Source organism: Pseudomonas sp. FeS53a, from assembly GCF_000931385.1.
Taxonomy (GTDB): domain Bacteria; phylum Pseudomonadota; class Gammaproteobacteria; order Pseudomonadales; family Pseudomonadaceae; genus Metapseudomonas; species Metapseudomonas otitidis.
Window position 1 is genome coordinate 191,842 of record NZ_JYFT01000078.1, and the last position, 24,785, is coordinate 216,626.

At 68.0% G+C, this 24,785-nt stretch carries 26 protein-coding genes and 1 pseudogene; 13 read left to right on the plus strand and 14 right to left on the minus strand.

Going from position 1 to position 24,785, the window contains the following annotated elements; genetic code table 11:
• The first annotated feature begins 104 nt into the window (after nt 1-104).
• Nucleotides 105-1,415, plus strand: coding sequence for an OprO/OprP family phosphate-selective porin (locus SZ55_RS25280; protein ID WP_044413481.1), 1,311 nt, complete (start codon nt 105-107; stop codon nt 1,413-1,415).
• A 204-nt stretch (nt 1,416-1,619) separates the two neighbouring features.
• Nucleotides 1,620-2,747, plus strand: coding sequence for a GNAT family N-acetyltransferase (locus SZ55_RS25285; RefSeq protein WP_044413484.1), 1,128 nt, complete (start codon nt 1,620-1,622; stop codon nt 2,745-2,747).
• 3 nt (nt 2,748-2,750) lie between these two features.
• On the opposite strand, the gene SZ55_RS25290 is transcribed toward SZ55_RS25285, so the two are convergent.
• The 5 genes from SZ55_RS25290 to SZ55_RS25310 all read right to left on the minus strand — a co-directional run bounded on the left by SZ55_RS25290 (nt 2,751) and on the right by SZ55_RS25310 (nt 7,798).
• Nucleotides 2,751-3,017, minus strand: a complete 267-nt coding sequence (locus SZ55_RS25290; RefSeq protein WP_044413486.1) for a DUF2790 domain-containing protein — start codon at nt 3,015-3,017, stop codon at nt 2,751-2,753.
• A 574-nt stretch (nt 3,018-3,591) separates the two neighbouring features.
• Nucleotides 3,592-5,421, minus strand: a complete 1,830-nt coding sequence (locus SZ55_RS25295; protein WP_044413488.1) for an ABC transporter ATP-binding protein — start codon at nt 5,419-5,421, stop codon at nt 3,592-3,594.
• A gap of 82 nt (nt 5,422-5,503) precedes the next feature.
• A complete protein-coding gene (locus SZ55_RS25300; protein WP_044413490.1) occupies nt 5,504-6,058 on the minus strand; it encodes a peptidylprolyl isomerase in 555 nt (184 codons plus the stop codon).
• Nucleotides 6,052-6,861: an alpha/beta fold hydrolase gene (locus SZ55_RS25305; protein WP_044413492.1), complete on the minus strand. Its 810-nt coding sequence runs from the start codon at nt 6,859-6,861 to the stop codon at nt 6,052-6,054. The genes SZ55_RS25300 and SZ55_RS25305 overlap by 7 nt, the downstream gene beginning before the upstream one ends.
• Nucleotides 6,862-6,871: 10 nt before the next feature.
• Nucleotides 6,872-7,798 (minus strand): LysR family transcriptional regulator, encoded by a 927-nt coding sequence (locus SZ55_RS25310; protein WP_044413495.1) that lies wholly within the window; start codon nt 7,796-7,798, stop codon nt 6,872-6,874.
• Nucleotides 7,799-7,883: 85 nt separating this feature from the next.
• Here SZ55_RS25310 and SZ55_RS25315 point away from each other — a divergent pair, with 85 nt between their 5' ends.
• From SZ55_RS25315 to rarD, 3 genes are all read left to right on the plus strand, one after another.
• A complete protein-coding gene (locus tag SZ55_RS25315; protein ID WP_044413498.1) occupies nt 7,884-8,201 on the plus strand; it encodes an S-Ena type endospore appendage in 318 nt (105 codons plus the stop codon).
• A 145-nt stretch (nt 8,202-8,346) separates the two neighbouring features.
• Nucleotides 8,347-8,946: an FMN-dependent NADH-azoreductase gene (locus tag SZ55_RS25320; RefSeq protein WP_044413500.1), complete on the plus strand. Its 600-nt coding sequence runs from the start codon at nt 8,347-8,349 to the stop codon at nt 8,944-8,946.
• A 366-nt stretch (nt 8,947-9,312) separates the two neighbouring features.
• Nucleotides 9,313-10,212 (plus strand): EamA family transporter RarD, encoded by a 900-nt coding sequence (gene rarD, locus SZ55_RS25325; protein ID WP_044413501.1) that lies wholly within the window; start codon nt 9,313-9,315, stop codon nt 10,210-10,212.
• 10 nt (nt 10,213-10,222) lie between these two features.
• Here rarD and SZ55_RS25330 read toward each other — a convergent pair whose 3' ends face one another.
• On the minus strand, nt 10,223-10,630 hold the full coding sequence (locus SZ55_RS25330; protein ID WP_044413503.1) for an NUDIX hydrolase: 408 nt from the start codon (nt 10,628-10,630) through the stop codon (nt 10,223-10,225).
• On the minus strand, nt 10,627-11,172 hold the full coding sequence (locus tag SZ55_RS25335) for a dihydrofolate reductase family protein (RefSeq protein ID WP_044413506.1): 546 nt from the start codon (nt 11,170-11,172) through the stop codon (nt 10,627-10,629). Before SZ55_RS25335 ends, SZ55_RS25330 begins: the two co-directional genes overlap by 4 nt.
• A 164-nt stretch (nt 11,173-11,336) precedes the next feature.
• On the opposite strand from SZ55_RS25335, the gene SZ55_RS25340 reads away from it, so the two are divergent.
• The 4 genes and pseudogenes from SZ55_RS25340 to SZ55_RS25355 all read left to right on the plus strand — a co-directional run bounded on the left by SZ55_RS25340 (nt 11,337) and on the right by SZ55_RS25355 (nt 14,930).
• The gene (locus tag SZ55_RS25340) at nt 11,337-12,668 is read left to right on the plus strand and encodes a DEAD/DEAH box helicase (RefSeq protein ID WP_044413509.1); all 1,332 of its coding nucleotides are present in this window, start codon (nt 11,337-11,339) and stop codon (nt 12,666-12,668) included.
• Between the two features lie 14 nt (nt 12,669-12,682).
• Nucleotides 12,683-12,913, plus strand: a pseudogene (locus tag SZ55_RS25345) (DUF1294 domain-containing protein); the annotation flags it as partial.
• A 162-nt stretch (nt 12,914-13,075) separates the two neighbouring features.
• Entirely contained in the window at nt 13,076-14,134 is a 1,059-nt protein-coding gene (locus tag SZ55_RS25350; protein ID WP_044413514.1) for a haloacid dehalogenase-like hydrolase, read from the plus strand.
• Nucleotides 14,135-14,204: 70 nt separating this feature from the next.
• Nucleotides 14,205-14,930 carry a substrate-binding periplasmic protein gene (locus SZ55_RS25355; RefSeq protein ID WP_052807669.1) on the plus strand — a complete coding sequence of 242 codons (726 nt, stop codon included), beginning with the start codon at nt 14,205-14,207 and terminating at the stop codon, nt 14,928-14,930.
• Here the strand turns inward: SZ55_RS25355 and SZ55_RS25360 are convergent.
• Nucleotides 14,924-15,220 carry a hypothetical protein gene (locus SZ55_RS25360; RefSeq protein ID WP_044413516.1) on the minus strand — a complete coding sequence of 99 codons (297 nt, stop codon included), beginning with the start codon at nt 15,218-15,220 and terminating at the stop codon, nt 14,924-14,926. The two genes, SZ55_RS25355 and SZ55_RS25360, sit on opposite strands and share 7 nt — an antisense overlap.
• Nucleotides 15,221-15,255: 35 nt before the next feature.
• Nucleotides 15,256-17,016, minus strand: a complete 1,761-nt coding sequence (locus tag SZ55_RS25365; protein ID WP_044413519.1) for a S8/S53 family peptidase — start codon at nt 17,014-17,016, stop codon at nt 15,256-15,258.
• A gap of 141 nt (nt 17,017-17,157) precedes the next feature.
• On the opposite strand from SZ55_RS25365, the gene SZ55_RS25370 reads away from it, so the two are divergent.
• Complete coding sequence (locus SZ55_RS25370) at nt 17,158-17,559, plus strand: hypothetical protein (RefSeq protein WP_044413521.1); 402 nt, start codon at nt 17,158-17,160, stop codon at nt 17,557-17,559.
• Nucleotides 17,560-17,562: 3 nt separating this feature from the next.
• On the opposite strand, the gene SZ55_RS25375 is transcribed toward SZ55_RS25370, so the two are convergent.
• Nucleotides 17,563-17,871 (minus strand): hypothetical protein, encoded by a 309-nt coding sequence (locus tag SZ55_RS25375; protein WP_044413524.1) that lies wholly within the window; start codon nt 17,869-17,871, stop codon nt 17,563-17,565.
• Nucleotides 17,872-18,066: 195 nt separating this feature from the next.
• On the opposite strand from SZ55_RS25375, the gene SZ55_RS25380 reads away from it, so the two are divergent.
• Nucleotides 18,067-19,365 (plus strand): phospholipase, encoded by a 1,299-nt coding sequence (locus SZ55_RS25380; RefSeq protein WP_044413527.1) that lies wholly within the window; start codon nt 18,067-18,069, stop codon nt 19,363-19,365.
• A 25-nt stretch (nt 19,366-19,390) separates the two neighbouring features.
• Here SZ55_RS25380 and SZ55_RS25385 read toward each other — a convergent pair whose 3' ends face one another.
• A complete protein-coding gene (locus SZ55_RS25385) occupies nt 19,391-20,089 on the minus strand; it encodes an RNA pseudouridine synthase (protein WP_044413530.1) in 699 nt (232 codons plus the stop codon).
• Nucleotides 20,090-20,134: 45 nt separating this feature from the next.
• Entirely contained in the window at nt 20,135-22,483 is a 2,349-nt protein-coding gene (locus tag SZ55_RS25390; RefSeq protein WP_044413533.1) for an LTA synthase family protein, read from the minus strand.
• A gap of 242 nt (nt 22,484-22,725) precedes the next feature.
• Between SZ55_RS25390 and SZ55_RS25395 the strand changes: the two genes are divergently transcribed.
• The gene (locus SZ55_RS25395; RefSeq protein ID WP_044413535.1) at nt 22,726-23,565 is read left to right on the plus strand and encodes a CvfB family protein; all 840 of its coding nucleotides are present in this window, start codon (nt 22,726-22,728) and stop codon (nt 23,563-23,565) included.
• A 178-nt stretch (nt 23,566-23,743) separates the two neighbouring features.
• Nucleotides 23,744-24,013, plus strand: a complete 270-nt coding sequence (locus SZ55_RS25400; RefSeq protein ID WP_044413537.1) for a DUF3509 domain-containing protein — start codon at nt 23,744-23,746, stop codon at nt 24,011-24,013.
• 75 nt (nt 24,014-24,088) lie between these two features.
• Here the strand turns inward: SZ55_RS25400 and SZ55_RS25405 are convergent, their stop codons facing one another.
• The gene (locus tag SZ55_RS25405; protein ID WP_044413539.1) at nt 24,089-24,403 is read right to left on the minus strand and encodes a hypothetical protein; all 315 of its coding nucleotides are present in this window, start codon (nt 24,401-24,403) and stop codon (nt 24,089-24,091) included.
• A gap of 190 nt (nt 24,404-24,593) precedes the next feature.
• Nucleotides 24,594-24,785 carry a hypothetical protein gene (locus SZ55_RS28755; protein ID WP_236692485.1) on the minus strand — a complete coding sequence of 64 codons (192 nt, stop codon included), beginning with the start codon at nt 24,783-24,785 and terminating at the stop codon, nt 24,594-24,596.

The window sequence follows — 24,785 nt, forward strand, 5'->3', positions numbered from 1 at the left end:
CAACTGAGCTGAAATAACCCCCCGCCAACATTCCCCACCAGCACGAACGAGCCCCGAGGGCTCGGGTGTTTTTCCAGCACTAAGACCAATTAGGGGAATCTTCGATGATCCGTAAGCACCTCGCCGGTATTGCCGCCAGCGCCATCGCCCTGGCCATTTCCGCCCAGGCCTTCGCAGGTACCGTGACCACCGACGGCACCGACATCGTTATCAAGACCAAGGGCGGCCTGGAAGTCGGCACCACCGACAAGGCGTTCAGCTTCAAGATCGGTGGTCGCCTGCAGGCTGACTACAGCAGCTTCGACGGCATTTACACCAAGAACGGCGACTCCGCTGACGCGGCCTACTTCCGTCGCGCCTTCCTGGAAATCGGCGGTGTGGCGTACACCGACTGGGCTTACCAGATCAACTACGACTTCTCCCACAACGCCGGCAGCTCCGACGATGGCTACTTCGACGAAGCCTCCATCGCCTACACCGGCTTCAACCCGGTGGTGATCAAGGTCGGTCGTTTCGACCCCGAGTTCGGCCTGGAAAAAGCCACCAGCTCCAAGTGGGTGACCGCCCAGGAGCGTAACGCCTTCTACGACATCATCGACTGGGCCAACGGCCACCAGAACGGCATGGGCGCCCAGGTGTCGACCACCATCAGCAACTACGCCTACCTGTCCGGCGGTGTGTTCTCCAAGGACAACAACGACACCGACGGCAAGGCCAACAAGCAGGTCAACCTGCGCGGCGTCTTCGCCCCGATGGCCGAAGCCGGCAACGTCCTGCACTTCGGCGCCAACTTTGCCCGCCGTGACGTTTCCGACTCCACCATCGACTCCCGCTTCCGCAGCCGCCTGGGCATGCGTGGCGTGGAAACCCTGGGTGGCAACGATGCCGGCACCAACGGCAACCGCGTAGTCTTCGGTGGCGCCAACACCCGCCCTGCCGGTTCCTATGACGACGACACCGCCTGGGGCCTGGAAGCAGCCTGGGCCACCGGCCCGTTCTCCCTGCAGGGCGAATACATGAAGCGCAAGATGAAGGCCGACTCCGCGTCCTTCAAGGACATCGAGGCCGATGGCTTCTACGTCCAGGCGGCCTACACCCTGACCGGCGAAGCGCGCGACTACAAACTCGGCAAGTTCGACAAGATCAAGCCGAACAACAAGCAGATCGGCGCCTGGGAACTGTTCTACCGCTACGACAGCGTCAGCGTGGACGACAACAACGTGACCACTGCCAGCGCCACCCGCGAAGTCGGTGACGCCAAGGCCAAGGTGCACAACCTGGGTGTGAACTGGTACGCCAACGAAGCCGTGAAGATCAGCGGTACCTATGTCCGTGCCGCTACCGACAAGATCACCAACAACGTGGGCGACGACGACGGCGACGGCTTCGTCATCCGCGCGCAGTACGCGTTCTAAGCAACTCCGTTCATCCGCTCCTTCTTGGGCCCCGCTTCGGCGGGGCTTTTTTATGGCGCGGATTTTCTCGGGCGGAACCGCATGCGCGACGCCCTGTGGGAGCGGCTTCAGCCGCGAATGCTTCACCCGCTCTGCACCAGGGCCGTCGGCAATTTCGCCACGGCGGGCTTTTTTTCGACTGCGCCCCGCGCCAGACTGCTCGCCATGCCTATCCAGACCCTCACCCGACTCTCCGACCTGGCGCCCGAGCGCTGGGACGCCCTGCTGCCCGATGACCAGCCCTTCCTGCGCCATGCCTTCCTCTCGACCCTGGAGGACAGCGGCAGTGTGGGGGGACAGTCCGGCTGGTACCCGGCGCACCGGCTGCTGCTGGACGACCAGGGCCACCTGCGCGCGGCGATGCCGGCCTATGTGAAGGTGCACTCCTACGGTGAGTACGTGTTCGACTGGTCCTGGGCCGATGCCTGCCAGCGTGCCGGGATCGGCTACTACCCCAAGCTGCTGGGGGCCGTGCCGTTCTCCCCGGTGGGCGGCGCGCGCCTGCTGGCGGTGGACGCCAGCGCGGCGTCGGCGTTGCTGGAGGGGGTGACCGAAGCCCTCGACGCGGAAGACCTGTCGAGCCTGCATGTGAATTTCACCGATGACTTCGCCGACGCGGTGCTGCGCGGGCGCGAGCACTGGCTGGAGCGCCTGGGCTGCCAGTACCACTGGCACAACCGGGGCTACCGGGACTTCCAGGACTTTCTCGATGCCTTCGCCTCGCGCAAGCGCAAGCAGGTGCGCAAGGAGCGTGAGCAGGTGGCGGGGCAGGGGATCGAGTTCCAGTGGCGCGAGGGGCACGAGCTGCTGGAGGCGGACTGGGACTTCGTCTATGCCTGCTACGCCAACACCTACGCAGTGCGGGGGCAGACGCCCTACCTGACGCGCGCATTCTTCAGCCTGCTGGCCGAGCGCATGCCCCAGGCCATCCGCGTGGTGTTCGCGGTGCAGGGCGGCCGGCCGGTGGCCATGGCCTTCTCGCTGGTGGATGGCAGCACCCTGTACGGGCGTTACTGGGGCTGCCTGGCGGAGTTCGACCGCCTGCATTTCGAGACCTGTTTCTACCAGGGCATCGAGTGGGCGATCCGCGCCGGGCTGTCGCGTTTCGACGCCGGCGCCCAAGGCGAACACAAGCTGATCCGGGGCTTCGAGCCGGTCGTGACCCGCTCCTGGCACCTGTTGCGCCACCCCGGCTTGCGCGCGGCAGTGGCGGACTTCCTGGCCCAGGAACGCCCCGCGATCCTCCGTTATGCCGAGGAGGCGCGGGGCCTGTTGCCCTATCGCCAGGGCTGAGCCTCAGCCGTTGCTGAGGGTGCTGCCGCCCCATTCCAGGTAGCGCATCTTGTGCACGTCGCCCTGGCTGTCCTCGTACACCATCACCACCGGCACCACGCCGGCACGGCTGCTGTTGTCGGTGCGGTAGAGCACTTTCTTCACGTCGACCTGCATCCCGTAGTGGTACTCCTCCACCGGGAGGCCGGCGCCGGGATCGCGGCTTTCGGCGGCGAACACGGTGGGGGCGAGGCTGGAGAGAACGGCGGTGACGGCGGCTGCGATTTTCATGACGGTCTTTCCTCGAACAGTGGGTGGCGCTCCGACCGAAGCCCGGGGCCTGTGGCGCGGCTTCGGTGGGTGCCGGGAACGGGGTCTATATGACCACCGCCCCTTTCATCGCGGAAATTGATGGTTCTTCTAGTCGAGATCATCGGGATTGATAGTCGACGCGATTCCCAGGTGGCCGCCGTGCGCGGTAATGGTGGATGGAAAGAGCGCGATCCACCGTTGCGGTGTGGCCGATGTGGCGGCGGGCTCAGACCGTTGCATTGATCGTCGCGATGCGCTTCGTGGCCTCAGCGCATCCTACGGGCTGTGCCTGTGGCCGTTGCGGCATGGCCGATGTCTCGGCGGGCTCAGACCGTTGCGGTGTGGCCTGATGCGCTTCGTGGCCTCAGCACATCCTACGGGCTGAGCCTGTGGCTGTTGCGGCATGGCCGATGTGTCGGTGGGCTCAGACCGTTGCGGTGTGGCCTGATGCGCTTCGTGGCCTCAGCGCATCCTACGGGCCGTACCTGTGGCCGTAGGATGGGCTGAGCTGTGCGAAGCCCATGGTGTTTGGCGGTGTTGGAACTCCGGCGGCTCAGTCGACGCCGACGAAGCCGCCGGTCTGGTGGCGCCACAGGCGGGCGTAGAGGCCGCCCTGGGCGAGCAGTTCGGCGTGGCTGCCGCTTTCCACCACGCGGCCCTGGTCGAGGACCACCAGGCGGTCCATGCGGGCGATGGTGGAGAGGCGGTGGGCGATGGCAATCACCGTCTTGCCGCGCATCAGGCTCTCCAGGCTTTCCTGGATGGCCGCTTCCACTTCCGAATCCAGTGCCGAGGTGGCCTCGTCGAGGATCAGCAGCGGTGCGTCCTTGAGCAGCACGCGGGCGATGGCGATGCGCTGGCGCTGGCCGCCGGAGAGCTTCACGCCGCGCTCGCCAACGTGGGCGTCCAGGCCGTGGCGGCCTTCGGCGTCGCTGAGCAGGGGGATGAAGCCGTCGGCGCGGGCCTTGCTCACCGCGTCCCAGAGCGCCGCATCATCCGCGTCCGGGCGGCCGTAGAGCAGGTTCTCGCGGATGGAGCGGTGCAGCAGCGAGGTGTCCTGGGTGACCATGCCGATCTGCGCGCGCAGGCTGTCCTGGGTCACCTGGGCGATGTCCTGGCCATCGATGAGGATGCGCCCGCCTTCCAGGTCGTAGAGGCGCAGCAGCAGGTTCACCAGGGTCGATTTGCCGGCGCCGGAAGGGCCCACCAGGCCGATCTTCTCGCCGGGGCGCACGTGCAGGTCCAGGTGCTCGATCACCCCGCTGCCCTTGCCGTAGTGGAAGCGCACTGCCTCGAAGCGCACCTCGCCACGCTGCACCTGCAGGGGCTGGGCGTCGGGGGCGTCCACCACCTGGCGCGGCACGGCGATGGTCTGGATGCCGTCCTGCACCTGGCCGATGTTTTCGAAGATGCCGCTGACCACCCACATGATCCAGCCGGACATGTTGTTGATGCGAATGACCAGGCTGGTGGCCAGGGCGATGGCGCCGACGGTGATGATGTCCTGGGTCCACAGCCACAGGGCGAAGCCGGTGGTGCCGACGATCAGCACGCTGGAGAGGATGGTGATGACCACGTCCATGCCGGTGACCATGCGGTTGGTCTGCTGCACGCGGTGCACCTGCTCGCTCAGGGCTTCGCGGGCGTACTGCTCCTCGAGGCTGGTGTGGGCGAACAGCTTGAGAGTGGTGATGTTGGTGTAGCCGTCGACGATGCGCCCCATCAGCCGCGAGCGCGAGTCCGAGGTGGCCACCGCGCGCAGCTTGACCCGGGGCACGAAGTACCAGAGTGCGGCGATGTAGCCGGCGATCCACAGCAGCAGCGGGATCATCAGGCGCCAGTCGGCTTCGGCGAACAGCACCAGGGCGCTGACGGCGTAGATCAGCACGTGCCAGAGGGCGTCCACCGCCTGCACCGCCGAATCACGCAGGGAGTTGCTGGTCTGCATGATGCGCTGGGCGATGCGCCCGGCGAAGTCGTTCTGGAAGAAGCCGAGGCTCTGCTTGAGCACGTAGCGGTGGTTCTGCCAGCGGATCAGGTTGGTCAGGCTGGGGTTGATGCTCTGGTTCACCAGCAGGTCGTGCAGGGCGTTGAACAGCGGGCGCAGCAGCAGCGTCACCACCGCCATCCACAGCAGCTCGTGGCCGTGGGCGCTGAACAGTTCGCCGGCCGGGGTGGACTGCGCCAGGTCGACGATGCGTCCGAGGAAGCTGAACATCGCCACTTCGATCAGCGCCACGATCAGCCCCACCACCAGCAGGGCGGCGAATACCGGCCAGACCTGGCGCAGGTAGTGCAGGTAGAAGCGCAGCACGCTGCGTGGCGGGGTGTCGTCAGGGGCCGGTCGGAAGACGTCGATCAGGCGTTCGAAGCGGCGGAACATGCTGGAACCTCAATGAGGAACGGGGCCGGCTCCAGGGAGCCGGCCCCGTGTGCAGCGGCCCGCCGAGGCGGGCCGCAAGGGGTCAGGAGCGCTTGGCGGAGAGGATCACCACCGGCTGCACAGGCACGTCCTGGTGCATGCCACGGCGACCGGTGGGGACGTTGGCGATCTGGTCGACCACGTCCATGCCGCGCACCACCTTGCCGAACACCGCGTAGCCGAAGCCACGGGCACCGTGGTCCAGCGCGGCGTTGTCGCGGTGGTTGATGAAGAACTGGCTGGTGGCCGAGTCGGTGGCCTGGGTGCGGGCCATGGCGATGGTGCCGCGCACGTTGTGCAGGCCGTTGTCGGCTTCGTTCTTGATCGGCGGATTGGTGGACTTGTCCTGCATGTCGGCGGTCATGCCGCCGCCCTGGATCATGAAGCCGGGGATGACCCGGTGGAACACGGTGCCGTTGTAGAAGCCCGCGTCCACGTAGGCGAGGAAGTTCTTCACGGTGATCGGCGCCTTGGCCTCGTCCAGCTCCAGCTCGATCTCCCCGGCGGAAGTGTTGAGGGTGACGTGGGGGTTGCCGGCGGCCAGCAGGTGGGAGGCGAACAGCAGGGTGCAGGCCGCGAGGGCGAGTTTCTTCAGCATGTGGGGCGTTCCTTGTTGTGCTCGACCTCGTGGAGGAAGCCGAGGAGGGTGGTGTTGAAGCGTTGCGGTTGATCCAGCGGGGTGGCATGGCGGGATTGCTCGATCACCACCAGGCGGGCATCGGGCAATTCGCGGACGTAGGCCTCCTTTTGCGCTACCGGGGTGTAGTCCCGGTCGGCCGTCACCACCAGCGTAGGACAGGTGATGCGGGCCAGGCGTTCCCGCACGCCCCAGCCGATGATGGCGTCGAGGGCGGCGAGGTAGGAGCGCTTGTCGTTGCGTGGCCAGCGTTCTTCCACCTTGGCGCGCAGCTCGGCCTGCTCCGGCAGCGGGAACAGCAGGCGGCCGAGGGCCTTGGCGATGGTGTCCAGCCCCAGCAGGCGCGAGAGGGTCCAGCGCTTGGCCACCTCCAGGTAGTCGCGCGGGCTGCGGGGTTTCACTTCCGGTGCGCTGTTGACGATGGTCAGGCTGCGCAGCAGTTCGGGGCGGTCGACGCCGAGCTGGAAGCCGATCATCCCGCCCATGCTGATGCCCACCAGGTGCACCGGGGCAAGGCCCAGGTGCTCGATCAGTGCGGCGGCGTCGGCGGCGAAGCCGGCGATGCTGTAGCGCTCGCGGGGCTTGTCCGACTGGCCGTGGCCGCGCACGTCCATCAGCACCACCTGGTGGCGGGCGCTGAGGGCGGGGAGCTGGTACTCCCAGTCCAGGGTGCTGGAGCCGAGGCCGTGCACCAGCAGCACCGGGGTGCCCTGGCCGTGGATTTCGTAGTGCAGGCGACAGCCGTGATGGTCGAACCAGGGCATGGCGGGCTCCTCAGGCGCTGGGCATCGGCGCGGCGAAAGGGGCGTTGAGGGGCGTCGAGTCGAAGGTCTTGATCAGCTCGACGAGGATCTGCGAGGCCGGTCCCAGGGCCTTCTCCTTGCTTGCGTAGAGGAAGAAGTTCGGGTGCCGGGTGGCGCCCTGGTCCAGCGGCAACGGCTTGAGCAGGCCGTCGGCCAGCTCCCGTTCGATGATGTGGCGCGGCAGCCAGGCGAAGCCCAGGCCGTTGCTGACGAAGTTGGCGGCGGTGGGCAGGCTGCCCACCGTCCAGCGCTGTTCGGCGCCCAGCCAGCCGACGTCGCGGGGCTGGGTGCGGCCGGAGTCGCGGATCACCACCTGCAGCTGGCTTTCCAGGTCCTGGAAGCTGAGGGTGCGGTTGAGGCGGTGCAGCGGGTGGTCGGGGTGGGCCACGGCGACGAACTCCACGTTGCACAGTTCGGTGCCCAGGTAGCCGGCCACGGTGAGGCTGGTGATGGCCAGGTCGGCGGTGCCCTCCAGCAGCACCTCCTCCACGCCGGACAGCACCTCCTCGCGCAGGCGCACCCGGCAGCCGCGGCTCTGCGGCATGAACGCGGCCAGTGCACGCAGCAGGCGGGCGGTGGGGTAGGCGGCGTCTACCACCAGGCGCACCTCGGCCTCCCAGCCCTGTTCCATGTGGTGGGCCAGTTCCTCCAGCTGGCTGGCGGCCTTGACCAGGTGGCGGGAGCGGCGCAGCAGCACCTCGCCGGCTTCGGTGAGCACCGCCTTGCGCCCGTCGATGCGCAGCAGCGGCACGCCGAGCTGTTCCTGCATGCGCGCGATGGTGTAGCTCACCGAGGACTGGGAGCGGTGGGTGGCCTCCGCCGCCTGGGCGAAGCCGCCGTGGTCCACCACGGCCTGCAGGGTTCTCCATTGGTCCAGGGTGACCCGGGGCGCTTTCATGGCTGGCTCCTCACGTTGACCGGCGCCGATGACCTGGATCGGCGCTCTCCTGTAATCTGGCGGCCCACCGCAGCGGAGACCCCCGATGAAAACAACAATGCTCTGTACCCTGCTGGCCTGCCTGCCCGGCGTCGCCCTGGCCTACCCCATCGAGGTGGAGAAGCAGTACAACGGTGCCGAGATTTCCTACCAGACCAATGACATCGACCACAACATGGGCGCCATCACGGTCTACAACCTGGGCGGGACCCGTGCCGAATGCACCGCGCGCTTCGTCAACGGCCCGGAAACCCCTCGGGTGCGCCGCTCGGTGATCGCACCGGGGGAGAGCGTCTCGCTGACCGCCAAGTTCAACCGCAGCATCATCCGCCTGCGCGTCGGGCTGACCTGCAAGCCGGTTTGATTGCGCCGCCTCCTGGTCGATCAGGAGGCCTTTATAAATTAAAAACATCGATATTTAGTAGCGGATTTTTTCGCTTTTTTATCGAATTGTGTCCTCCTAAGCTGCGCTCCATCGAATCGCAACCGTTCTTGATGGAGCAGCCAGCATGTCCCGTGTCCTCATCGTCGAAAGCAGCGCCCGCCAACAGGGTTCCATCTCCCGCCAACTGACCGCCGAGTTCATCGCCCAATGGAAGGCCGCCCACCCGGCCGACGAGGTGGTGGTGCGCGACCTGGCCCAGGAAAGCGTGCCGCATCTGGACAGCGACCTGCTGGGCGGCTGGATGAAGCCGGCTGACCAGCAGAACGATGCCGAGCGCGCGGCCCTGGCCCGCTCCAACCGACTTACCGAGGAACTGCTGGCGGCCGACGTGCTGGTGCTGGCAGCGCCGATGTACAACTTCGGCATCCCCAGCACCCTCAAGGCCTGGCTGGACCATGTGCTGCGCGCCGGGGTGACCTTCAAGTACACCGAGACCGGCCCCCAGGGCCTGCTCAGCGGCAAGCGCGCCTTCGTCCTCACCGCCCGTGGCGGCGTATACGCCGGTGGCCCGCTGGACCACCAGGAGCCCTACCTGCGCCAGGCGCTGGCGTTCATCGGCATCCATGACGTCACCTTCATCCATGCCGAGGGCCTGAACATGGGCGCCGAGTTCCAGGAGAAGGGCATCGCCCAGGCCCGTGCGCAACTGGTCAAGGTCGCCTGACCGGCTTCACCCGATTGCTCCGTGCGTGATCCCGACGCACACACTCCGCCCGGCCCATGGCCGGGCTTTTTTATGGGCGCTCGCTTCCCGTTGGAGCGCGCTCTGCTCGCGAAGCCGGTGAGGTGAGAGTGGGCGGCCGTAGGGGGGCTTCAGCCCACCGCCCTGCTTCGGCCGACTGGATTACCGAAGCGGGAGCCTGGTAGGCAGGTGCCGCTTTCAGGCCCGTGGATGCCGGGTTGGTCCCAGCGGGTCCGCACGTGCGTGGGTAAGCTTCCTCTGTTGGTGACGAGCGGGTATTTTCGCCGGCTGCAATCAGAGGCCTGCCATGTCTTCTTCGTTCTTCTACCCAGCCGTCACGGTGTGCCGGTGAGGCTGTCCGGGCGCGGAGTCGCCCTGTCCCTGGTGGCGTCGGTGCTGTTTGCGCTGATGCCGGGCTACGTGCGCGAGCTGGCGCCGCTGGATGGTGTGCAGGTGTTCGCCCAGCGCGTGCTCTGGTCGATTCCGGCGGTGTTGCTGCTGGTGGCGCTGAGTCGCCAGTGGGCCACCCTTGGCGGGGTGCTCGTGCGGTTGCGGCGCGAGCCGCTGTTGCTGGCGGCGCTGCCGCTGGCGGCGTTGCTGATCGGCCTGCAGTGGGGGCTGTTCCTCTGGGCGCCGTTGCAGGGGCGGATGCTGGAGGTGTCGCTGGGCTACTTCCTGCTGCCGCTGGCGATGGTGGTGTGCGGCCGGCTGTTCTACAACGAGCGCCTGCGTCCGCTGCAACTGCTGGCGGTGATCTGCGCGCTGGCCGGGGTGCTCCACGAGTTGTGGATGACCCGCGCCTTCTCCTGGCTGACGCTGGTCACGGCGTTGGGCTACCCGCCGTATTTCATGCTGCGTCGCTGGATGCGCCTGGATGCGCTGTCCGGTTTCATCCTCGAAATGCTGGTGCTGGCCCCCCTGGCGGCGTGGCTGATCATCGCCCACGGCCCCGAGGGCGCGTTCACCCAGTCCCCGGCGCTGTGGTGGCTGATTCCCGGGCTGGGCGTGCTGGGCACCCTGGCCTTCGCGGCGATGATGGCTTCCAGCCGGCTGCTGCCGCTGGGGCTGTTCGGCATCCTCAGCTACGTGGAGCCGGTGCTGCTGTTCGCGGTGGCGGTGGTGTTCCTAGGCGAGGCGTTCGACCCGGCGCAGCTGTGGACCTACCTGCCCATCTGGCTGGCGGTGCTGCTGATCGGCTGGGACAGCGCCCAGCTGCTGCGGCGCCAGGCGCGCCAGCTGGGCGTGTGAGGCGCAGCCTTCAGGCGAGGGCGGGGTGAGCGGCCAGGGCCGGCAGGACCTGTTCCCGCAGCAGTGGGGCCAGGGTGTCCGGCAGCGGTTGGCCGGGGGCCAGCCAGGCCAGTTCCTCCAGCTCGGCGGCGGGTGCCACCGGCTGCTCCAGGCGTGCGACGAAGACCTGGGCCTCGACCCAGGTGTCCGGCTCGTTGGCCGCTGCCGCGCGGAATGACCCCAGCAGGCTCAGGGCCTCGGCCGGCAGGCTCAGTTCCAGCTCTTCCTGCAGTTCACGGCGCAGCGCCTCGTGCGCGCTCTCGCCGGGCTCGCGCTTGCCGCCAGGAAGCATGAAGGCCCGGGTGTTGCGCTTGCGCACCAGCAGCAGGCGGTTGTCGGCGTCGATCAGGCAGGCGGCGGCGATGTCGAGGGTGGTCATGGGGCAGGGGCTTCCGGTAGCAGTCGGTAATGCAGCTGCACCACGCCGGTGGCGAAGCTGCGTTGTTCGTGCAGTTGCAGGCGCCGTTCGAGGCCGGTGGCGAACATCGGGATGCCCGCACCGAGCAGGTGGGGGATCACACTGACAATCAGCTCGTCCAGCAGGCCAGCGGCGTAGCAGGTGCCCGCGAGGGACCCGCCGCCCACCAGCCAGACCCGCTTGCAGCCGGCCTCGGCCAGCTCCGCCAGGGCCTCCTGGGGCGTGCTGTGGCGGATCTTCACCTGGGGGCCGGCGGGTTGCAGGTCGGCGCGGGTGAGCACGGTACAGGGCTTGCTGGGGTAGGGCCAATCGCCGCCCATCGCCAGCACGGTCTCGTAGGTCCCCCGGCCCATCAGCAGGCCGTCGATGCTTTCGTAGAAGGCGTGGTAGCCGTGGTCGTCGCCGGAGCGCTCGATGGGTTCGAGCCAGTCCACCCGGCCGTCGGGGCGGGCGATGTAGCCGTCGAGGCTGGTGGCGACGTAATAGATCAGCGAAGCAGTCATGGGGGCTTTCCGCAGAGGGGATCGGGGGCGTCAGGGTTTGGAGTGGGCCGGTCGGGCGCGAGTTCAGTCGTGCGCAGGGGCCGGCGAAGGGATCGCGGGCGTTCGGGCGCGACACAAGGTAACCTACGCAGCTGTTTTCCAGGCTTCCGATCGAGGTGGTACCCGTGTTCTCCCAATTCGCCCTGCACGAACGTCTGCTCAAGGCTGTCGCCGAACTGAAATTCGTCGAACCGACGCCCGTGCAGCAGGCGGCGATTCCCCCGGCGCTGGAAGGGCGCGACCTGCGCGTCACCGCGCGCACCGGCAGCGGCAAGACGGCGGCCTTCGTGCTGCCCCTGCTGAACCGCCTGATCGGTGAAGCCAAGCCCCGCGAGCGCATCCGTTCGCTGATCCTGCTGCCGACCCGGGAGCTGGCCCAGCAGACCCTGAAGGAAGTGGAGCGCTTCTCGCAGTTCACCTTCATCAAGTCCGGCCTGGTGACCGGCGGCGAGGACTTCAAGGTCCAGGCCGCCATGCTGCGCAAGCTACCGGACGTACTGGTGAGCACCCCCGGCCGCCTGATCGAGCACCTCAACTCCGGCACCGTGAGCCTCAAAGAGGTGGAGGTGCTGGTGCTGGACGAGGCCGACCGCATGCTGGACATGGGCTTCGCCGAGGACATGCAGCGCATCACCGCCGAATGCGCCAACCGCCAGCAGACCCTGCTGTTCTCCGCCACCACCGGCGGTGCGGCCCTGCGCGAGGTGTCCGCCCAGGTCCTGAAGGACCCGCTGCACCTGCGCTTGAACGGCATCGAGCAGCTCAACGAGTCGACCCGGCAGCAAGTCATCACCGCCGACGACGTGGACCACAAGGAAGCCCTGGCGCGCTGGCTGCTGGCCAACGAGACCTACCAGAAGGCCATCGTCTTCACCAACACCCGTGCCCAGGCCGACCGTTTCTACGGCCACCTGGTGGCGGCCGGCTACAAGGCCTTCGTGCTGCACGGCGACAAGGACCAGAAGGACCGCAAGCTGGCCATCGACCGCGTGCGCGAGGGCGGCACCAAGGTGCTGGTGGCCACCGACGTGGCGGCCCGTGGCCTGGACATCGAGGGCATGGACCTGGTGATCAACTTCGACATGCCGCGCTCCGGCGACGAGTACGTGCACCGCGTCGGCCGCACCGGCCGTGCCGGCGGCGAGGGCCTGGCCGTCTCGCTGATCTGCCACAACGACTGGAACCTGATGTCCAGCGTCGAGCGCTACCTCAAGCAGAGCTTCGAGCGCCGTGTGATCAAGGAGCTGAAAGGCACCTACAACGGGCCGAAGAAGGTCAAGGCCTCGGGCAAGGCAGTCGGTAGCAAGAAGAAAAAGACCGACAAGAAGAGCACCGGCAAGGCGTCCGCCAAGCCCGCCGCCAAGCGCAAGCCGTCCAGCCCGCGCCGCGAGCAGCCGCAGGTGGTGAGCAGCGACGGCCTGGCACCGCTCAAGCGCCGCAAGCCGGCGGCTGAGTGACCCTCCCTTCGGGCTGGCAGCTGCTGGCCCTCGTCTACCTGGTCATGAGCCTGGTCTGCTTCGTCGCCTACTGGTACGACAAGCGCCAGGCCGTGGCCGGCATGCGGCGCATCCCCGAGGCGCGCCTGCACCTCTTCGAGCTTCTCGGCGGCTGGCCCGGCGGCCTGCTGGCCCAGCGGCTGATCCGCCACAAGAACCGCAAGCTGCCCTACCAGTTGCGCTTCTGGTTCATCGTCCTGCTGCACCTCGGGGCCTTCGGCGCCTGGGTCACGTGGCGCTGGCACTGACGTGGACGCAGGCGCGATGGTGCATGTCGGTTACGGTCATGGCGGCGTCATGGTCCTCTGCTAGGGTCCAGGGGCCCGGGGCGCCTGATGCGCCTCGCCCACCCCGAGGGAACCTACGCGATGACATTGACCCGGACGCTTCTCGCCGCCGCCCTGTGCCTTGGCCTGGCCGGCCCCGCCGCAGCCGCCACCGAACTCGCCCACTGGCCGGCGCCCGCCGCCAAGCAGCTGGATGCGCTGATCGCCGCCAACGCCAACAAGGGCGCCTACGCGGTGTTCGACATGGACAACACCAGCTACCGCTACGACCTGGAGGAGTCCCTGCTGCCCTTCCTGGAAATGAAGGGCGTGCTGACCCGCGAGAAGCTCGACCCGTCGCTCAAGCTCATCCCGTTCAAAGACGTCAACGGCCACAAGGAAAGCCTCAACAGCTACTACTACCGCCTCTGCGAAGTGGACGACCTGGTCTGCTACCCCTGGGTGGCCCAGGTGTTCTCCGGCTTCACCCTGCGCGAGCTGAAGGGCTACGTGGACGAGCTGATGGCCTACGGCAAGCCGATCCCCAGCACCTACTACGAGGGGGATGAGGTCAAGACCATCGAGATCAACCCGCCCAAGCCCTTCACCGGGCAGAAGGAGCTGATGAACAAGCTCCGGGAGAACGGCATCGAGGTGTACATCATGACCGCCGCCCTGGAAGAGCTGGTGCGCATGGTCGCCGCCGATCCCAAGTACGGCTACAACGTGAAGCCCGAGAACGTCATCGGCGTCACCACCCTGCTCAAGGACCGCAAGACCGGCGCCCTGACCACCGCGCGCAAGCAGATCAAGGACGGCCACTACGACGAGAAGGCCAACCTCGACCTGGAAGTCACCCCCTACCTGTGGACCCCGGCCACCTGGATGGCGGGCAAGCAGGCGGCCATCCTCACCTACATCGACCAGTGGAAGAAGCCGATCCTGGTGGGCGGTGATACCCCCGAGAGCGATGGCTACATGCTGTTCCACGGCACCGACGTGGAGAAGGGCGGGCTGCGGGTGTGGGTGAACCGCAAGGCCAAGTACATGGACCAGATCACCGCCATGCAGAAGAAGAACGCCGAGTCCCAGGCCAAGCTGGGCCTGCCGGTCACCGCCGACCGCAACTGGGTGGTGGTGACGCCGGAGGAGATCCAGTAACCGGCCGTCTTGCCCCCTGCGCAGCCACAGCGCCAGCGACTATTCTGCGAGGCAGTGACCAGGGGGTGGCATGGGAAAGTGGTTCATCGGCATCGTGCTGGCAGGGGTGACCCTGCTGGCACAGGGGGAAACCCTGCGGTTCGGTTTCGGCACCGAGAAGCCACCTTATGTATTCGAAGCGGAGCAACGCGGCCTGGAGGTGGAGATCATCGCCGCCGCCGCCCGTGAAGCCGGCTTCGAGCTGGAGTACCACTACCTGCCCATGGAGCGCCTGCACCTGATGCTGGCGCGCGGCGAGCTGGACGGCATCGCCCCCACCAGCGAGCTGAGCCAGGTGCAGGCGTTCTATTCCGACGTCTACCTGCAGTACCACAACTACGCCATCGCGCTGGCCGCCTCGAACCTGACCCTGTCCTCCATCGAGGACCTGGGGCAGTACTCGGTGAGCGCCTTCCAGCGTGCGCGCTTCCTGCTCGGGCCGCGCTTCCAGGCCATGGCCGAGAACAACCCGCGTTACCGCGAGGAGGCCCACCAGATCGCCCGCAACCGGTTGCTGTATGCGCGGCGCATCGACGTGGTCATCGGTGACCGGCGCATCATCAACTACCTCAACCAGGAGGTGAGGGACCAGGTGGACGTGGCCCAGCCGCTGGCCTGGTTCGACCTCTTCGAGCCCACCGACTACAAGGTGGGCTTCCTCCACGCCTACCAGCGCGACCGCTTCAACATCGGCCTGCGGCGCATCCGCGAGAGCGGCGAGTACGGCGTGATCGAGCGCAAGTACGGGCGCTACTGATCCGGTGTCTTGCGTTCGGCCTCGCTGCCGGCGCGTTCCACTTCGCGGGCCCGCCGCTCGGCGGCGGCGCATTCATCGGTGCCCGGCCGGGCGGACGTCTCGGGCTTGTCCTGGCGCAGCTCCTTGTTCACCTGGGCTGCCTGCTTCGGGTCGCTGTCGGTGGCCTGGTGCACCTCGCGGGCCAGTTGCCCGCGCTGGTCGACGGCGTCGTCCACGCCGCAGGTGGCCAGGGCCGGCAGCGGTGCGGCGAGCGCCAGTGCCAGGGCGAAGAGCGGAGTACGAGGGTTCATGGTGACCTCCTGTTTCGGCATCTGAGGGGCGTGCGTCAGCGCACGCGGTCGCGGCTCCGGACCGCCAGGTCCAGGGCCTTCTGCATGTCCAGCCGTGCCGAGCGGCCGACATCCGGGTCATCGAGCCGGTAGCGACGTTCCGAGGGCAGGATGGGGGCCGTCAGGTCCTCGGCATCCATGGGCTCGAAGTCATAGTCGCCGCCGATGGTCATGGCGCTGCGGCGCAGCAGCATGCGCAGCTGGTCCGGCTGCAGGCGCGGGTTGATCGAGAGCATGGCGGCCACCACCCCGGTGACCATGGGCGTGGCGTAGGAGGTGCCGCAGTGCACGTCGCCGCGCTGGCCGGCCTGCAGGGTGGAGGCGTGGGTGCAGGCGGCGGCGGTGATGTCCACCCGCATGTCGATGTTCGAGGTGCTGCGCTTGACCGCATAGGCCCGGTCGTCCACCGCCAGGCCTTCGCGTTCGCTGCGCTGGTGGCCGCCCACCACCAGCAACTGGTCGGTGACGAAGGAGGAGGGCAGGCGGTACTCGTCGGTGCCGGAGAAAGAGGCGCCGTTGCCCGCCGAGTTGATCACCACCACATCCGGGTGGGCCTTGCGCAGCCAGAGGAAGAACTCTTCCAGCAGCTCCTCGTAGCCGCTCATGGCGATGCCGGAGCGCACCAGTGAGTCCACTTCGTCGCCTTCCACGTTGCGTGCGCCGACCCGGTGGATGCCCCAGCTCCAGTTGAGGACCCGCACGCCGTCCTCCACCAGGTTCACCGAGGCGGCGATGTTGGCGGTGATGCCGGCATCGGCATTGCGCTCGGCGATCACCTCGAAGCCCTGGCTGGCGCCGTCCAGGGCCCGCAGGAAGCCGCTGTTGCCGCCACGCCCGGCATGTGCCGCGAGGATGCCGGCCACGGTGGAGCCGTGGTTGTCCGGGCGCCGTGCGTCGCGAGCGTAGAGGCAGGTGCGCGGCCCTTCGCAGGGACCGAGGTAGTCGGCGAAGTCGGGGGCGTCGAAGTCCACCTCGCGCTCGATCACCCCGATGCGCACCGGGGTGGCCGGCACCGGGGCCTGGTGTGCGGGAATGCGCCGGGTGTAGTAGTTCACCGCGTCCATGAAGCGGTTGGCGGCCCATTCGTCCGAGTCGGGCGCCGGTTTGCTGCGCGCCGGCACGGCTTCGGCTTCTTCGCCCTTCTCGGGGGCGGATTCCTCCACCACCACGGCATCGACGCTGGTCTCGCTGCCCAGGCGCAGCACCAGGGCATCGCGCTCGGTCAGGTCGCGGGCCGGCAGGCGCAGCTGGTAGACGTTCAGCGGCGGGATCGCGCCGACCACCTGGGCACCGTACTTGCCGGCCAGGCGCTGGGCCTCCTGGGCGCCGTCGCGGTCTTCTTCGATCAGCAGGCTCACCAGGTCGACGTAGGTGGTCAGCCCGTCCATGTTCTTCGCCACCTCATCCGGCCCGGCGGCCAGCACGTGGCTGCGGTTGAGCGACAGCCACACCGGGTTGCTGCGCCGGCCATCGACCTCCAGCCAGACCGGCCCGCTGCGGTGTTCGCGGGCGTCCACCTGCAGGCGCAGCCGGCCCTCGGCAGGCTCCCGCTCCACGGCCAGGGTGCGCCCGCCCAGGTGCAGCACGGGGTCGGCCTTGCCCAGCCCGCGCACGCCGAGGCACCAGGTCTGCCGGGTCGGCTCCAGCAGGTCCCCGCAGCGGGCCAGCCGCTCGATGCGCAAGGGCTCCGGGCCGGCCTCGGCCAAGCCGGACAGGGCCAGCAGCACGGGAGCGAGGCAGGCGGGACGAAGGGGCATCGGCGGTTCTCCTGGATCGGGCCTTGTGCAGTTCCGACTGTCCCCGGGCGGCTTTCGTTCAGGTGACCGTCCGCCTCGTCGGTCGAACCGCCCGGGCGTCGTCCGGTCGCAAGGAAGAGGACCACCACAGGAGTCATCGCCATGAACGAGCACTACGACTGGGAACTGATCGAACGCCTGCTGCACGAGGCGCAGAACGGCGCGAACCGACCCTTCGCCCCGCGCGAGTACGCCGCGCAACTGGCCGAGGAGCGCCTGGCCAGCGGTCGCGACCCTGGCGGCAATCTGGATGCGCTGAAGATGCGCGCGGCGGACTACGAGGCCCTGCTGCTGGAGGGCGGCTACCTGGAGCACCGCCCGGAGGCGGAGGGCGGCAACGGCGAGAACTTCGTGCTGGGCGCGCGAGGCGTGCGCCTGCTGGAGATCCTCGGCAGCAGCCTGCCGGCGCACCTGCAGGTGCGCGAGCAACTGACCGAGCGCGGCAGTGCGGCGCTGGTGCCGGAGGTGTTCGACACCCTGGCCGACCAGGCGGCCAGGGCCTGAGCCTCAGTAGTTCGGCGGGGTTTCCGGCAGCACCTCGGGATCGGGGATGTAGGGCATGGCCCAGGGGTCGAGGTTGCGCCCCTGGTGGGTCAGGTCCAGCCGAACCTGTTCCAGCACGCCGGCCAGGCGCACCGGGTCGGCGTACTGGGTGCTGCGGACGTGGCTGATCTCCAGCACCTTGCCGCCGTGGAGGTCGGTCACGGTGAAGCTGAAGCTGTCGTCCTCGTCATGGGCCCGGGCCTGGCAGCCATAGGGCAGGAAGGCCTGGGTGGCCAGGCGCATGGCGGTGTCGCGGGTGATCGGCGTGGTCATGGCGGGCTCCTCGTGGATGGGGTCGCAGAGGGTGGACCACCGGCCCTGTGGCGGGGGTTCCCATGGCCCGACGAGGGGCAGCGACCGATTTGGTGAGTCGCCTGTCCTGCCTGGACAGTGCCCCGGCGTTCCTTCGATTGTTACCCTTGCGTGACGAGCGCCCCGGCAAGAGGGCGCCCCAGACACGGAGATGCAATGAAACGCCTGCTGCTCGCCCTCTGCGGCCTGATCGCCTGTTCGCCGGCCACCCTGCTGGCCTGGTCCAACCATTCCCTCGGCACCTGGCTGGCCCTGGCCGACCTGCCCGAGCTGCGCCAGGCCGAGCCGGTGCAGGTGGAGCGCCTGGAGGACTTTCTCGCAGCCGAGGCGGTGGCCCTGCAGCAGGTGCTGGACGAGCAGGAGGCGCGTGCCCGCGAGGAGCTGCCGGACTACCCGGCCCGGCCGGACAGCCTGCGCTGGATCACCGATGGCAGCGGCGACCGGCGTCGTGCCTTCCTCATGGCGCTGCGGGTCAGCCCGGAGATCCGCCTGGCGTATTTCGTCCAGGCGCTGCCGGGGCTGGAGCTGCCGGCGGCCAAGGTGCTGCCGGCCCAGGACGTGCTGGTGTTCCGCAAGCTGAGCCTGTGGAACGAATGGCGCTTCCTGGCGGTGGAGCCGGGGGAGCGGGTGAGCCCCCGTGCGGTGCTCGCCAGCGCGGCGGACGAGCCGGACTACGGGCACGACATCAACCTCTTCTCGGACAACCCCGGCGAGGTCGGCGCGCTCTACGGCTTCGGCCCCCAGCCCTTCGGTGATGCGCGTTTCGAATACTCGTCACAGGCGCCGTTCCACATCGGCTACTACCACGAGTCGGCGGTCATCTATCAGGCCGCGCCGTTCCTCGCCCGCACCTACCCGGAGCTGCGCGTGCGCCAGTACATGGCGCTGGCGCGGCTGGCGTTCGAGAGTGGCCACCCGTACTGGGGCTACCGCTTCCTCGGCTGGGCGCTGCACTACGTGCAGGACCTGACCCAGCCCTACCACGCCAAGGCGCTGCCCGGTGAAAACACCGCCACGCTGATGTGGACGGCCATCCAGGCGGCGCTGGGCGATACCTCGGGCAAGGAGGCGGCCATCGAGCGGGTGGCGACCCGCCATACGGAAGTGGAGAAGTACCAGGCCGACTGGTTGCGCCGGCTGCTGCGCGAGGGGCGCAATGACGACCCGCTGCTCAGGGCCTATGCGGACACGTCGGACGACGACCGCTACCCGCCGTTCGGCCCCGGCTACCTGCAGGACGTGGTGGCGCAGGAGTCCTATGAGGCGGCGGACGAGTTCGACGAGCGCATCGGCCTGTGGCTGGCCGGTGCCCAGCCGGGGCAGGGCTTCAGTGCGGGCAACCAGCTCAAGCCGGCGGAGACCGATCCGGCGCTGAACGAGGTGCTGGTGAAGCTGATCCGGCATTTCGCCGGGCACACCCGCAACCTGGTGAAGACCACCCTGGACAATCCATAGGAAGGCGGGCCATTGGCCCGCCGCTTCAGAACTTCTCGCCGGGCAGCAGGTAACGCCACTGCCCCGGCTGCAGCCGTGCTGCCGAGACGCCGCCCAGGCGCAGGCGCCGCAGGCCCAGCAGCTCCAGGCCGAGGTGCTCGCAGATCTGCCGCAGCTGGCCGGGGCGCGGGCTCTTCAGGGCGATGCGCAGGCGGTTCTCGCTCTGCCAGCTGACCTTGGCCCGGGGCAGCGGGCGGCCCTTGTGCTCGACCCCGCGTGCCACCCGCGCCAGGTGTTCGGCATCGGCTTCGCCGCGCACGTCGACGGTGTATTCCTCTTCCAGCGGGCGCTCGAAGCGCAGGGTGACGCCGTGGGCCTGGGTGAAGATCACCAGGCCGCTGGCCCGGGTTTCCAGCGGGGCCATCTGCGTCAGTCGCGAGAAGTGCTTGCGCAGGGTGCGCTCGCCGGCCTGCTCCGCCGCCAGGTTGGCCGGCACCAGCAGGGCGCGGGCGCCGTCCTCATCCACGCCGGCGGGTTTGTGCAGCAGCAGGGTGACCGGCGGCACCGGCGTCGGCTTGGCGTCGGGGTGAAGGTTGATGACTTCGTCGGTCACCCGCGCGTGGGGTTCTTCCACCACCTGGCCGGCGACGCTGACCCAGCCGTTCTCGATGTACAGCTCGGCGTCGCGGCGCGAGCAGGGCAGCAGCTCGGCGAGGCGCTTGGAGAGGCGGATGGGGTCGGTCATGGTGCGGGCTCCTGTGGCGGGGCCCGCATTGTCCCCGGTGCGCGGTCAGCGCACCAGGGTTTCCGGCTCGGCGTCGACCGGTAACAGCTCGGGCAGGGCCTCGGACTCGGCTTCCCCGGTGCTCTCCAGGTCGTTGTCGACCGTCTCCGGATGGCGGGCGAACAGGTTGAGCACCCGGGCGATGCCCTTGCGCTCGGGGGCTGCATCCGCCACCTGGCTGGCCGCCTCCGGCGCGGTAGGGAGATTAGGCAGCGGCTGGGTGACCACCTTGAAGTTGCTGATCTCGATGGTGCCGCGCCCTTCGGCCAGCAGGTGGAAGGAGAACGCCTTGCGTGCCTCGGGGTTGTCGAAGGCGAAGTGCAGGGTTACCGGCTTGCCGCGCTTGAGCAGCGGGAACTCGGGAATTGCCAGGGCCACGTCGCGCTCGAACTCCTTGGTCTTGAGCTGCAGGCGGGCGCCCTTGGCGTCCATGGCGTGGACCTTGATGGTCAGCTCCACCTCGGTGCGGGTGTTCTTCGGCAGCTCCAGGTACTGGGCGCCGATCAGGTTGTCGGCCCAGTCGTCCTTCACCTGCTGCTTCAGGCGGATGCGCTCGCGGGTGGCGAACTGGTATTCCTGGCCCACCTGGCCGCCGACCAGGGACTGGTCCAGCAGCGTGCCACGGGTGGCCACCTGGCGGGCTTCGCGACCGCTGAAACGGCCGTCGAAGCGGGCCTGGTCGGCGATGAAGCCTTCACTGCGGTAGCGCCGGCAGACCTGCTGGAAGTCGCATTCGACGAAGTGCTCCTTGCCGTCGTGGTAGCGCAGCATGCCGTTGGTGTAGGAGATCATCTCGCGGCCCTGCTCGTAGTCGCGGAACAGCGAGCGGCCGGCCAGGCTCAGCGGGACGCGGTAGCCGAAGTAGTCGAGCACCGAGGCGGTCAGGTCGACATGGCCGTAGACGCCCCCCTTGATCGGCGGCAGGGCGGCCTGCTCGGGGGCCAGCACCAGGTTGAAGCCCCAGGCGGAGGCCAGGCGCACCTGGTCGATGCCGTGGGATTCGTCGGAGGTGATGATGACCAGGGTGTCCTTCAGTACGCCCTGTTTCTCCAGGCCGCTGAGGAAGGCGTCCACGGCATCGTCCAGGTAGGCGATGGCGGCGCGCTTGGCGTCCGGGTAGCGGGTCAGGTAGTCCTCCGGCGCCGAGTAGGGCTGGTGGGTGCCGACGGTGAGCAGGGTGAGCATCCACGGCTTCTTCTGCTTGCGCAGTTGCTGCACGTAGGTCTGCGCGCCCTCGAAGAAGGCCTTGTCGTCCATGCCCCAGGGGAATTCGAGGTAGGGGGTGTTGCGGAACCAGTCGCGGCCCTGGGTCTTGTCGAAGCCCATGCGCGGCATGATCTTGTCCTTGGCCATGAAGCGCAGCCCGGCACCCTGCAGGAAGTGGGTGCTGAAGCCGTGCTGGTGCAGCTGGGCCGGCAGGCAGTCCTGGGCGCGGGTGGGGTTGTTCAGCAGTTCCAGGCCCTTGGGGGTGCCGGAGTCGAGCTTGCTGTAGTCACCGCAGAGCATGGCGTAGAGGCCGCGGATGGTCTGGTGGCTGTGGAGCACGTAGTCCGGCGTGGTCATGGCGCGTTCGGCCCACTGGCTCAGGCGCGGCATGGGCGATTCGGCGTAGTGGCTGTTGATGGCGGCGCGGTTGGCGGCGATGTAGGCCCCCGGGATGCCTTCCAGGGTGATCACCAGCACGTTGCGCGCCTGGCCGGGGCCGGCCAGCAGCGGGGTGCCGTCGAGGTCCAGGCGGGCCAGGCCGGCGATGTCCGGCGGGCTTTCCGGCTGGTCTCCGGCGAGCCAGTCTTCCACGGCCATCTGGCCGCTGCTGAGGGCGCCGGCGAGCAGCTTGTGGGGCAGGTTGAACTGGCGCCACTGGTCCGCTTCGCTGGGGCGCAGGTACTGCAGGGTGGCGTGGCCGGCCAGCAGGGCCAGCGGCACGGCCAGCCAGGCACGGGCCGGGCGTTTGGCCGGGCGATGCCAGGCCAGCAGGGCGGCGAGGATGCCGATGGCCAGCGCGCCGGCCAGCCAGGGGTAGGTCAGCCCGCCGCCCTGGGTGGAGTGGCCGACGAACTGCGGGTCCAGCAGGTACTTGAGGTCGCTCGGCTCGGGCATGCGCCCGACTGCGCCCACCAGCTCGGCCGTCCCCAGCATGATCAGCGCCCAGAACAGCATCACCGGCAGGGCTACCCAGCGCGGGCGACCATACAGCAGGGCCACCAGGAGGCTGCCGAAGGCCAGGTCGGAACCGTAGCCGAAGCCTTCGCTCCAGCCGAGCAGTGCACGGCTGACCAACGGGATGCCAATGAACAGGACGATGAGCAGGATCAGGTGGAGGGGAGCAGACAGCCAGCGGCCGATGGTGCGCACAGGAACTCCTGAGTTAGGGCAGCGAGAATCCGAAAACCGGGCAAATGTTTCAACGCGGACACGATTCTGAAACATCATTGTGCTAGCGGCCAGTGGACAACGCCGGCAATGCGGAATTCTCCGCATCAAGGTGTTTCAGCGAAGCGGCGACAGGTGGCGTTGCGAGGCCGTCGAGCGGTGTGCGTGGCCCCGCTGCGGCGGGGGCTGTAGAATGCGCGCCCTGTCAATTCGAGGTACGCGAGATGGCCCTGATCGGTCGATTCAACAGCCTGCCGGTGGCCAAGCACACCGATTTCGGTCTCTATCTGGACGGTGGTGCGGAAGGCGAGATCCTCCTGCCCCGGCGTTATGTGCCCAAGGACCAGCCCTGCGAAGTGGGTGACTGGCTCAACGTGTTCGTCTACCTCGACAGCGAGGACCGCCTGATCGCCACCACCCAGAAACCCAAGGTCCAGGTGGGAGGTTTCGCCAGCCTGAAGGTGGTGGAGATCAACCGCATCGGCCTGTTCCTCGACTGGGGCCTGCCGAAGGACCTGCTGCTGCCGCACTCGGAAGAGAAGCGCCCGCTGCAAGTGGGCGACTACTGCGTGGTGCACGTCTACCTCGACCGCTCCCGCCGCATCACCGCCACGGCCCGGCTGGACCGCTACTTGGACACCACTCCGGCCCGCTACAGCGTGGGCCAGGAAGTGGACCTGCTGGTGGTGGAGCAGACCGACATGGGCTTCAAGGCCATCATCGAGGACCGCCACTGGGGGCTGATCCACCGCAACGAGGTGTTCAAGTTCCTGCGCAGCGGCATGCGCGAGAAGGGCTACATCCGCGAGATCCGCCCCGACGGCAAGATCGCCCTGAGCCTGCAGCCCCAGGGGCAAGCCGCATCGTCCGACCTCGCCGAGCGCATCCTCGAGCGTCTGCGCGACGAAGGTGGTCGCCTGGCATTGAGCGACAAGAGCCCGCCGGAGGTGATCGCCCAGATGTTCAACGTCAGCAAGGGCAACTTCAAGAAGGCCATAGGCGGCCTCTACAAGCGCGGTGAGATCGTCATCCACGAGGACGGCATCGAGCTGGCGCGCCGCTGAATCGCATCGTGCATATTGCCCGGTGATTTTCGGCTGGTCGGGCGAAATGCACGAAAGCGGGTTGGGCTTATTTCACCAACGCATTGATTTTATTGGGCTTTCGCTTGTCTCAAGGCTGGCATGCTGCCTGCAGGACACCCTGCCAGGAAAAATTTTGCCCCTTGGAGAGTGAAACGCTATGGGTCTCGACATCAAGCAGTTGGCCAAGGCCTTTCCCGACTACGCGCTCAGCGCCCAGCGCCGCCCCGACGGTGGCTACGTGGTGGTGCTGGAGAAGGACGACACCCGCTTCCAGCGCGTGGTGCCGGCGCTCAAGCAGCCGGCCCAACTGGAGCTGATCATCGCCACGCTGCGCCGCGACATCGCCCTGGAGCTGGGCGAGGTGCCGCCGGTGGAGTCGTTGCGCAACCTGCACAGCACGCCGTTGCCGCGCTACTTCGGCGCCTGATTTCCATACGGCAGAACGCCGGCCCGGGTCGCCCCGGGCCGGCGTTATCGCGTCTGCGCTGGGTGGCGAGGCGGATCAGGTTTCCACGCCAGCGGGCGGCATCATGGCGTCGCCCTCCTTCGGGCGCTCGCCCTCGGCACGGGGTGGTTGTTCAGGCTGTTCGCCGGGTTGTGCCTTGAGCCATTCGCGGGTGGCCTGCTGCGCCTTGTCCACTTCCTTGTTCACCTGGTCCACGGTGTCGTTGATGGCTTCGCGGGCCAGTTCCTCGGCGGCTTCGCGGGTCTTCTCGGCGAGGCGGTCGGCCGACTCCTGGGCCATGTCGCAGCCAGAAAGGGCCAGCAGCAGGCCGCTGCCGAACAGCAGGGAGGGGAGGCGGGAAAGCGTGGGCATGGTTGGGCTCCGTAGGGCTGGCCGCAGATCGGGCCGACGTCGCCCGGCATGATCAGGCACGCCGGGCCCGGCGTGAACGCCCCGGGCGCAGGGAAACTGTGAGCGGAGATGACAGGTGAAACGACCCCGGACCCCCAGCGGCGACTCTATGGGGTCCGAGGCCTGAGGCCGCCGGTCATCGGCCTCGTTGTCACTGACCCGTGCCCGTGCTCGATGGTTCCCCGGTGGTCGACGAACTGCTGTTGGGGGATGGGGCAGAGTTCTGCTGGCGCTGACGGGCTTCGTATTCGCGCTGCAGGCGCAGTTCTTGCTCTTGACGCTTGATGCGTTCGAAATCCCTGATGTAACTCTCCTCCTTCTCTCGCCGGGCGCGTTCGCGCAT

Excerpts from the sequence above, each read along its gene's own strand:
- SZ55_RS25280 (WP_044413481.1), top strand. The coding sequence starts at position 105 with ATGATCCGTAAGCACCTCGCCGGTATTGCCGCCAGCGCCATCGCCCTG.
- SZ55_RS25285 (WP_044413484.1), top strand. The coding sequence starts at position 1,620 with ATGCCTATCCAGACCCTCACCCGACTCTCCGACCTGGCGCCCGAGCGC.
- SZ55_RS25290 (WP_044413486.1), bottom strand. The coding sequence starts at position 3,017 with ATGAAAATCGCAGCCGCCGTCACCGCCGTTCTCTCCAGCCTCGCCCCC.
- SZ55_RS25295 (WP_044413488.1), bottom strand. The coding sequence starts at position 5,421 with ATGTTCCGCCGCTTCGAACGCCTGATCGACGTCTTCCGACCGGCCCCT.
- SZ55_RS25300 (WP_044413490.1), bottom strand. The coding sequence starts at position 6,058 with ATGCTGAAGAAACTCGCCCTCGCGGCCTGCACCCTGCTGTTCGCCTCC.
- SZ55_RS25305 (WP_044413492.1), bottom strand. The coding sequence starts at position 6,861 with ATGCCCTGGTTCGACCATCACGGCTGTCGCCTGCACTACGAAATCCAC.
- SZ55_RS25310 (WP_044413495.1), bottom strand. The coding sequence starts at position 7,798 with ATGAAAGCGCCCCGGGTCACCCTGGACCAATGGAGAACCCTGCAGGCC.
- SZ55_RS25315 (WP_044413498.1), top strand. The coding sequence starts at position 7,884 with ATGAAAACAACAATGCTCTGTACCCTGCTGGCCTGCCTGCCCGGCGTC.
- SZ55_RS25320 (WP_044413500.1), top strand. The coding sequence starts at position 8,347 with ATGTCCCGTGTCCTCATCGTCGAAAGCAGCGCCCGCCAACAGGGTTCC.
- SZ55_RS25330 (WP_044413503.1), bottom strand. The coding sequence starts at position 10,630 with ATGACCACCCTCGACATCGCCGCCGCCTGCCTGATCGACGCCGACAAC.
- SZ55_RS25335 (WP_044413506.1), bottom strand. The coding sequence starts at position 11,172 with ATGACTGCTTCGCTGATCTATTACGTCGCCACCAGCCTCGACGGCTAC.
- SZ55_RS25350 (WP_044413514.1), top strand. The coding sequence starts at position 13,076 with ATGACATTGACCCGGACGCTTCTCGCCGCCGCCCTGTGCCTTGGCCTG.
- SZ55_RS25355 (WP_052807669.1), top strand. The coding sequence starts at position 14,205 with ATGGGAAAGTGGTTCATCGGCATCGTGCTGGCAGGGGTGACCCTGCTG.
- SZ55_RS25360 (WP_044413516.1), bottom strand. The coding sequence starts at position 15,220 with ATGAACCCTCGTACTCCGCTCTTCGCCCTGGCACTGGCGCTCGCCGCA.
- SZ55_RS25365 (WP_044413519.1), bottom strand. The coding sequence starts at position 17,016 with ATGCCCCTTCGTCCCGCCTGCCTCGCTCCCGTGCTGCTGGCCCTGTCC.
- SZ55_RS25370 (WP_044413521.1), top strand. The coding sequence starts at position 17,158 with ATGAACGAGCACTACGACTGGGAACTGATCGAACGCCTGCTGCACGAG.
- SZ55_RS25375 (WP_044413524.1), bottom strand. The coding sequence starts at position 17,871 with ATGACCACGCCGATCACCCGCGACACCGCCATGCGCCTGGCCACCCAG.
- SZ55_RS25380 (WP_044413527.1), top strand. The coding sequence starts at position 18,067 with ATGAAACGCCTGCTGCTCGCCCTCTGCGGCCTGATCGCCTGTTCGCCG.
- SZ55_RS25385 (WP_044413530.1), bottom strand. The coding sequence starts at position 20,089 with ATGACCGACCCCATCCGCCTCTCCAAGCGCCTCGCCGAGCTGCTGCCC.
- SZ55_RS25395 (WP_044413535.1), top strand. The coding sequence starts at position 22,726 with ATGGCCCTGATCGGTCGATTCAACAGCCTGCCGGTGGCCAAGCACACC.
- SZ55_RS25400 (WP_044413537.1), top strand. The coding sequence starts at position 23,744 with ATGGGTCTCGACATCAAGCAGTTGGCCAAGGCCTTTCCCGACTACGCG.
- SZ55_RS25405 (WP_044413539.1), bottom strand. The coding sequence starts at position 24,403 with ATGCCCACGCTTTCCCGCCTCCCCTCCCTGCTGTTCGGCAGCGGCCTG.
- SZ55_RS28755 (WP_236692485.1), bottom strand. The coding sequence starts at position 24,785 with ATGCGCGAACGCGCCCGGCGAGAGAAGGAGGAGAGTTACATCAGGGAT.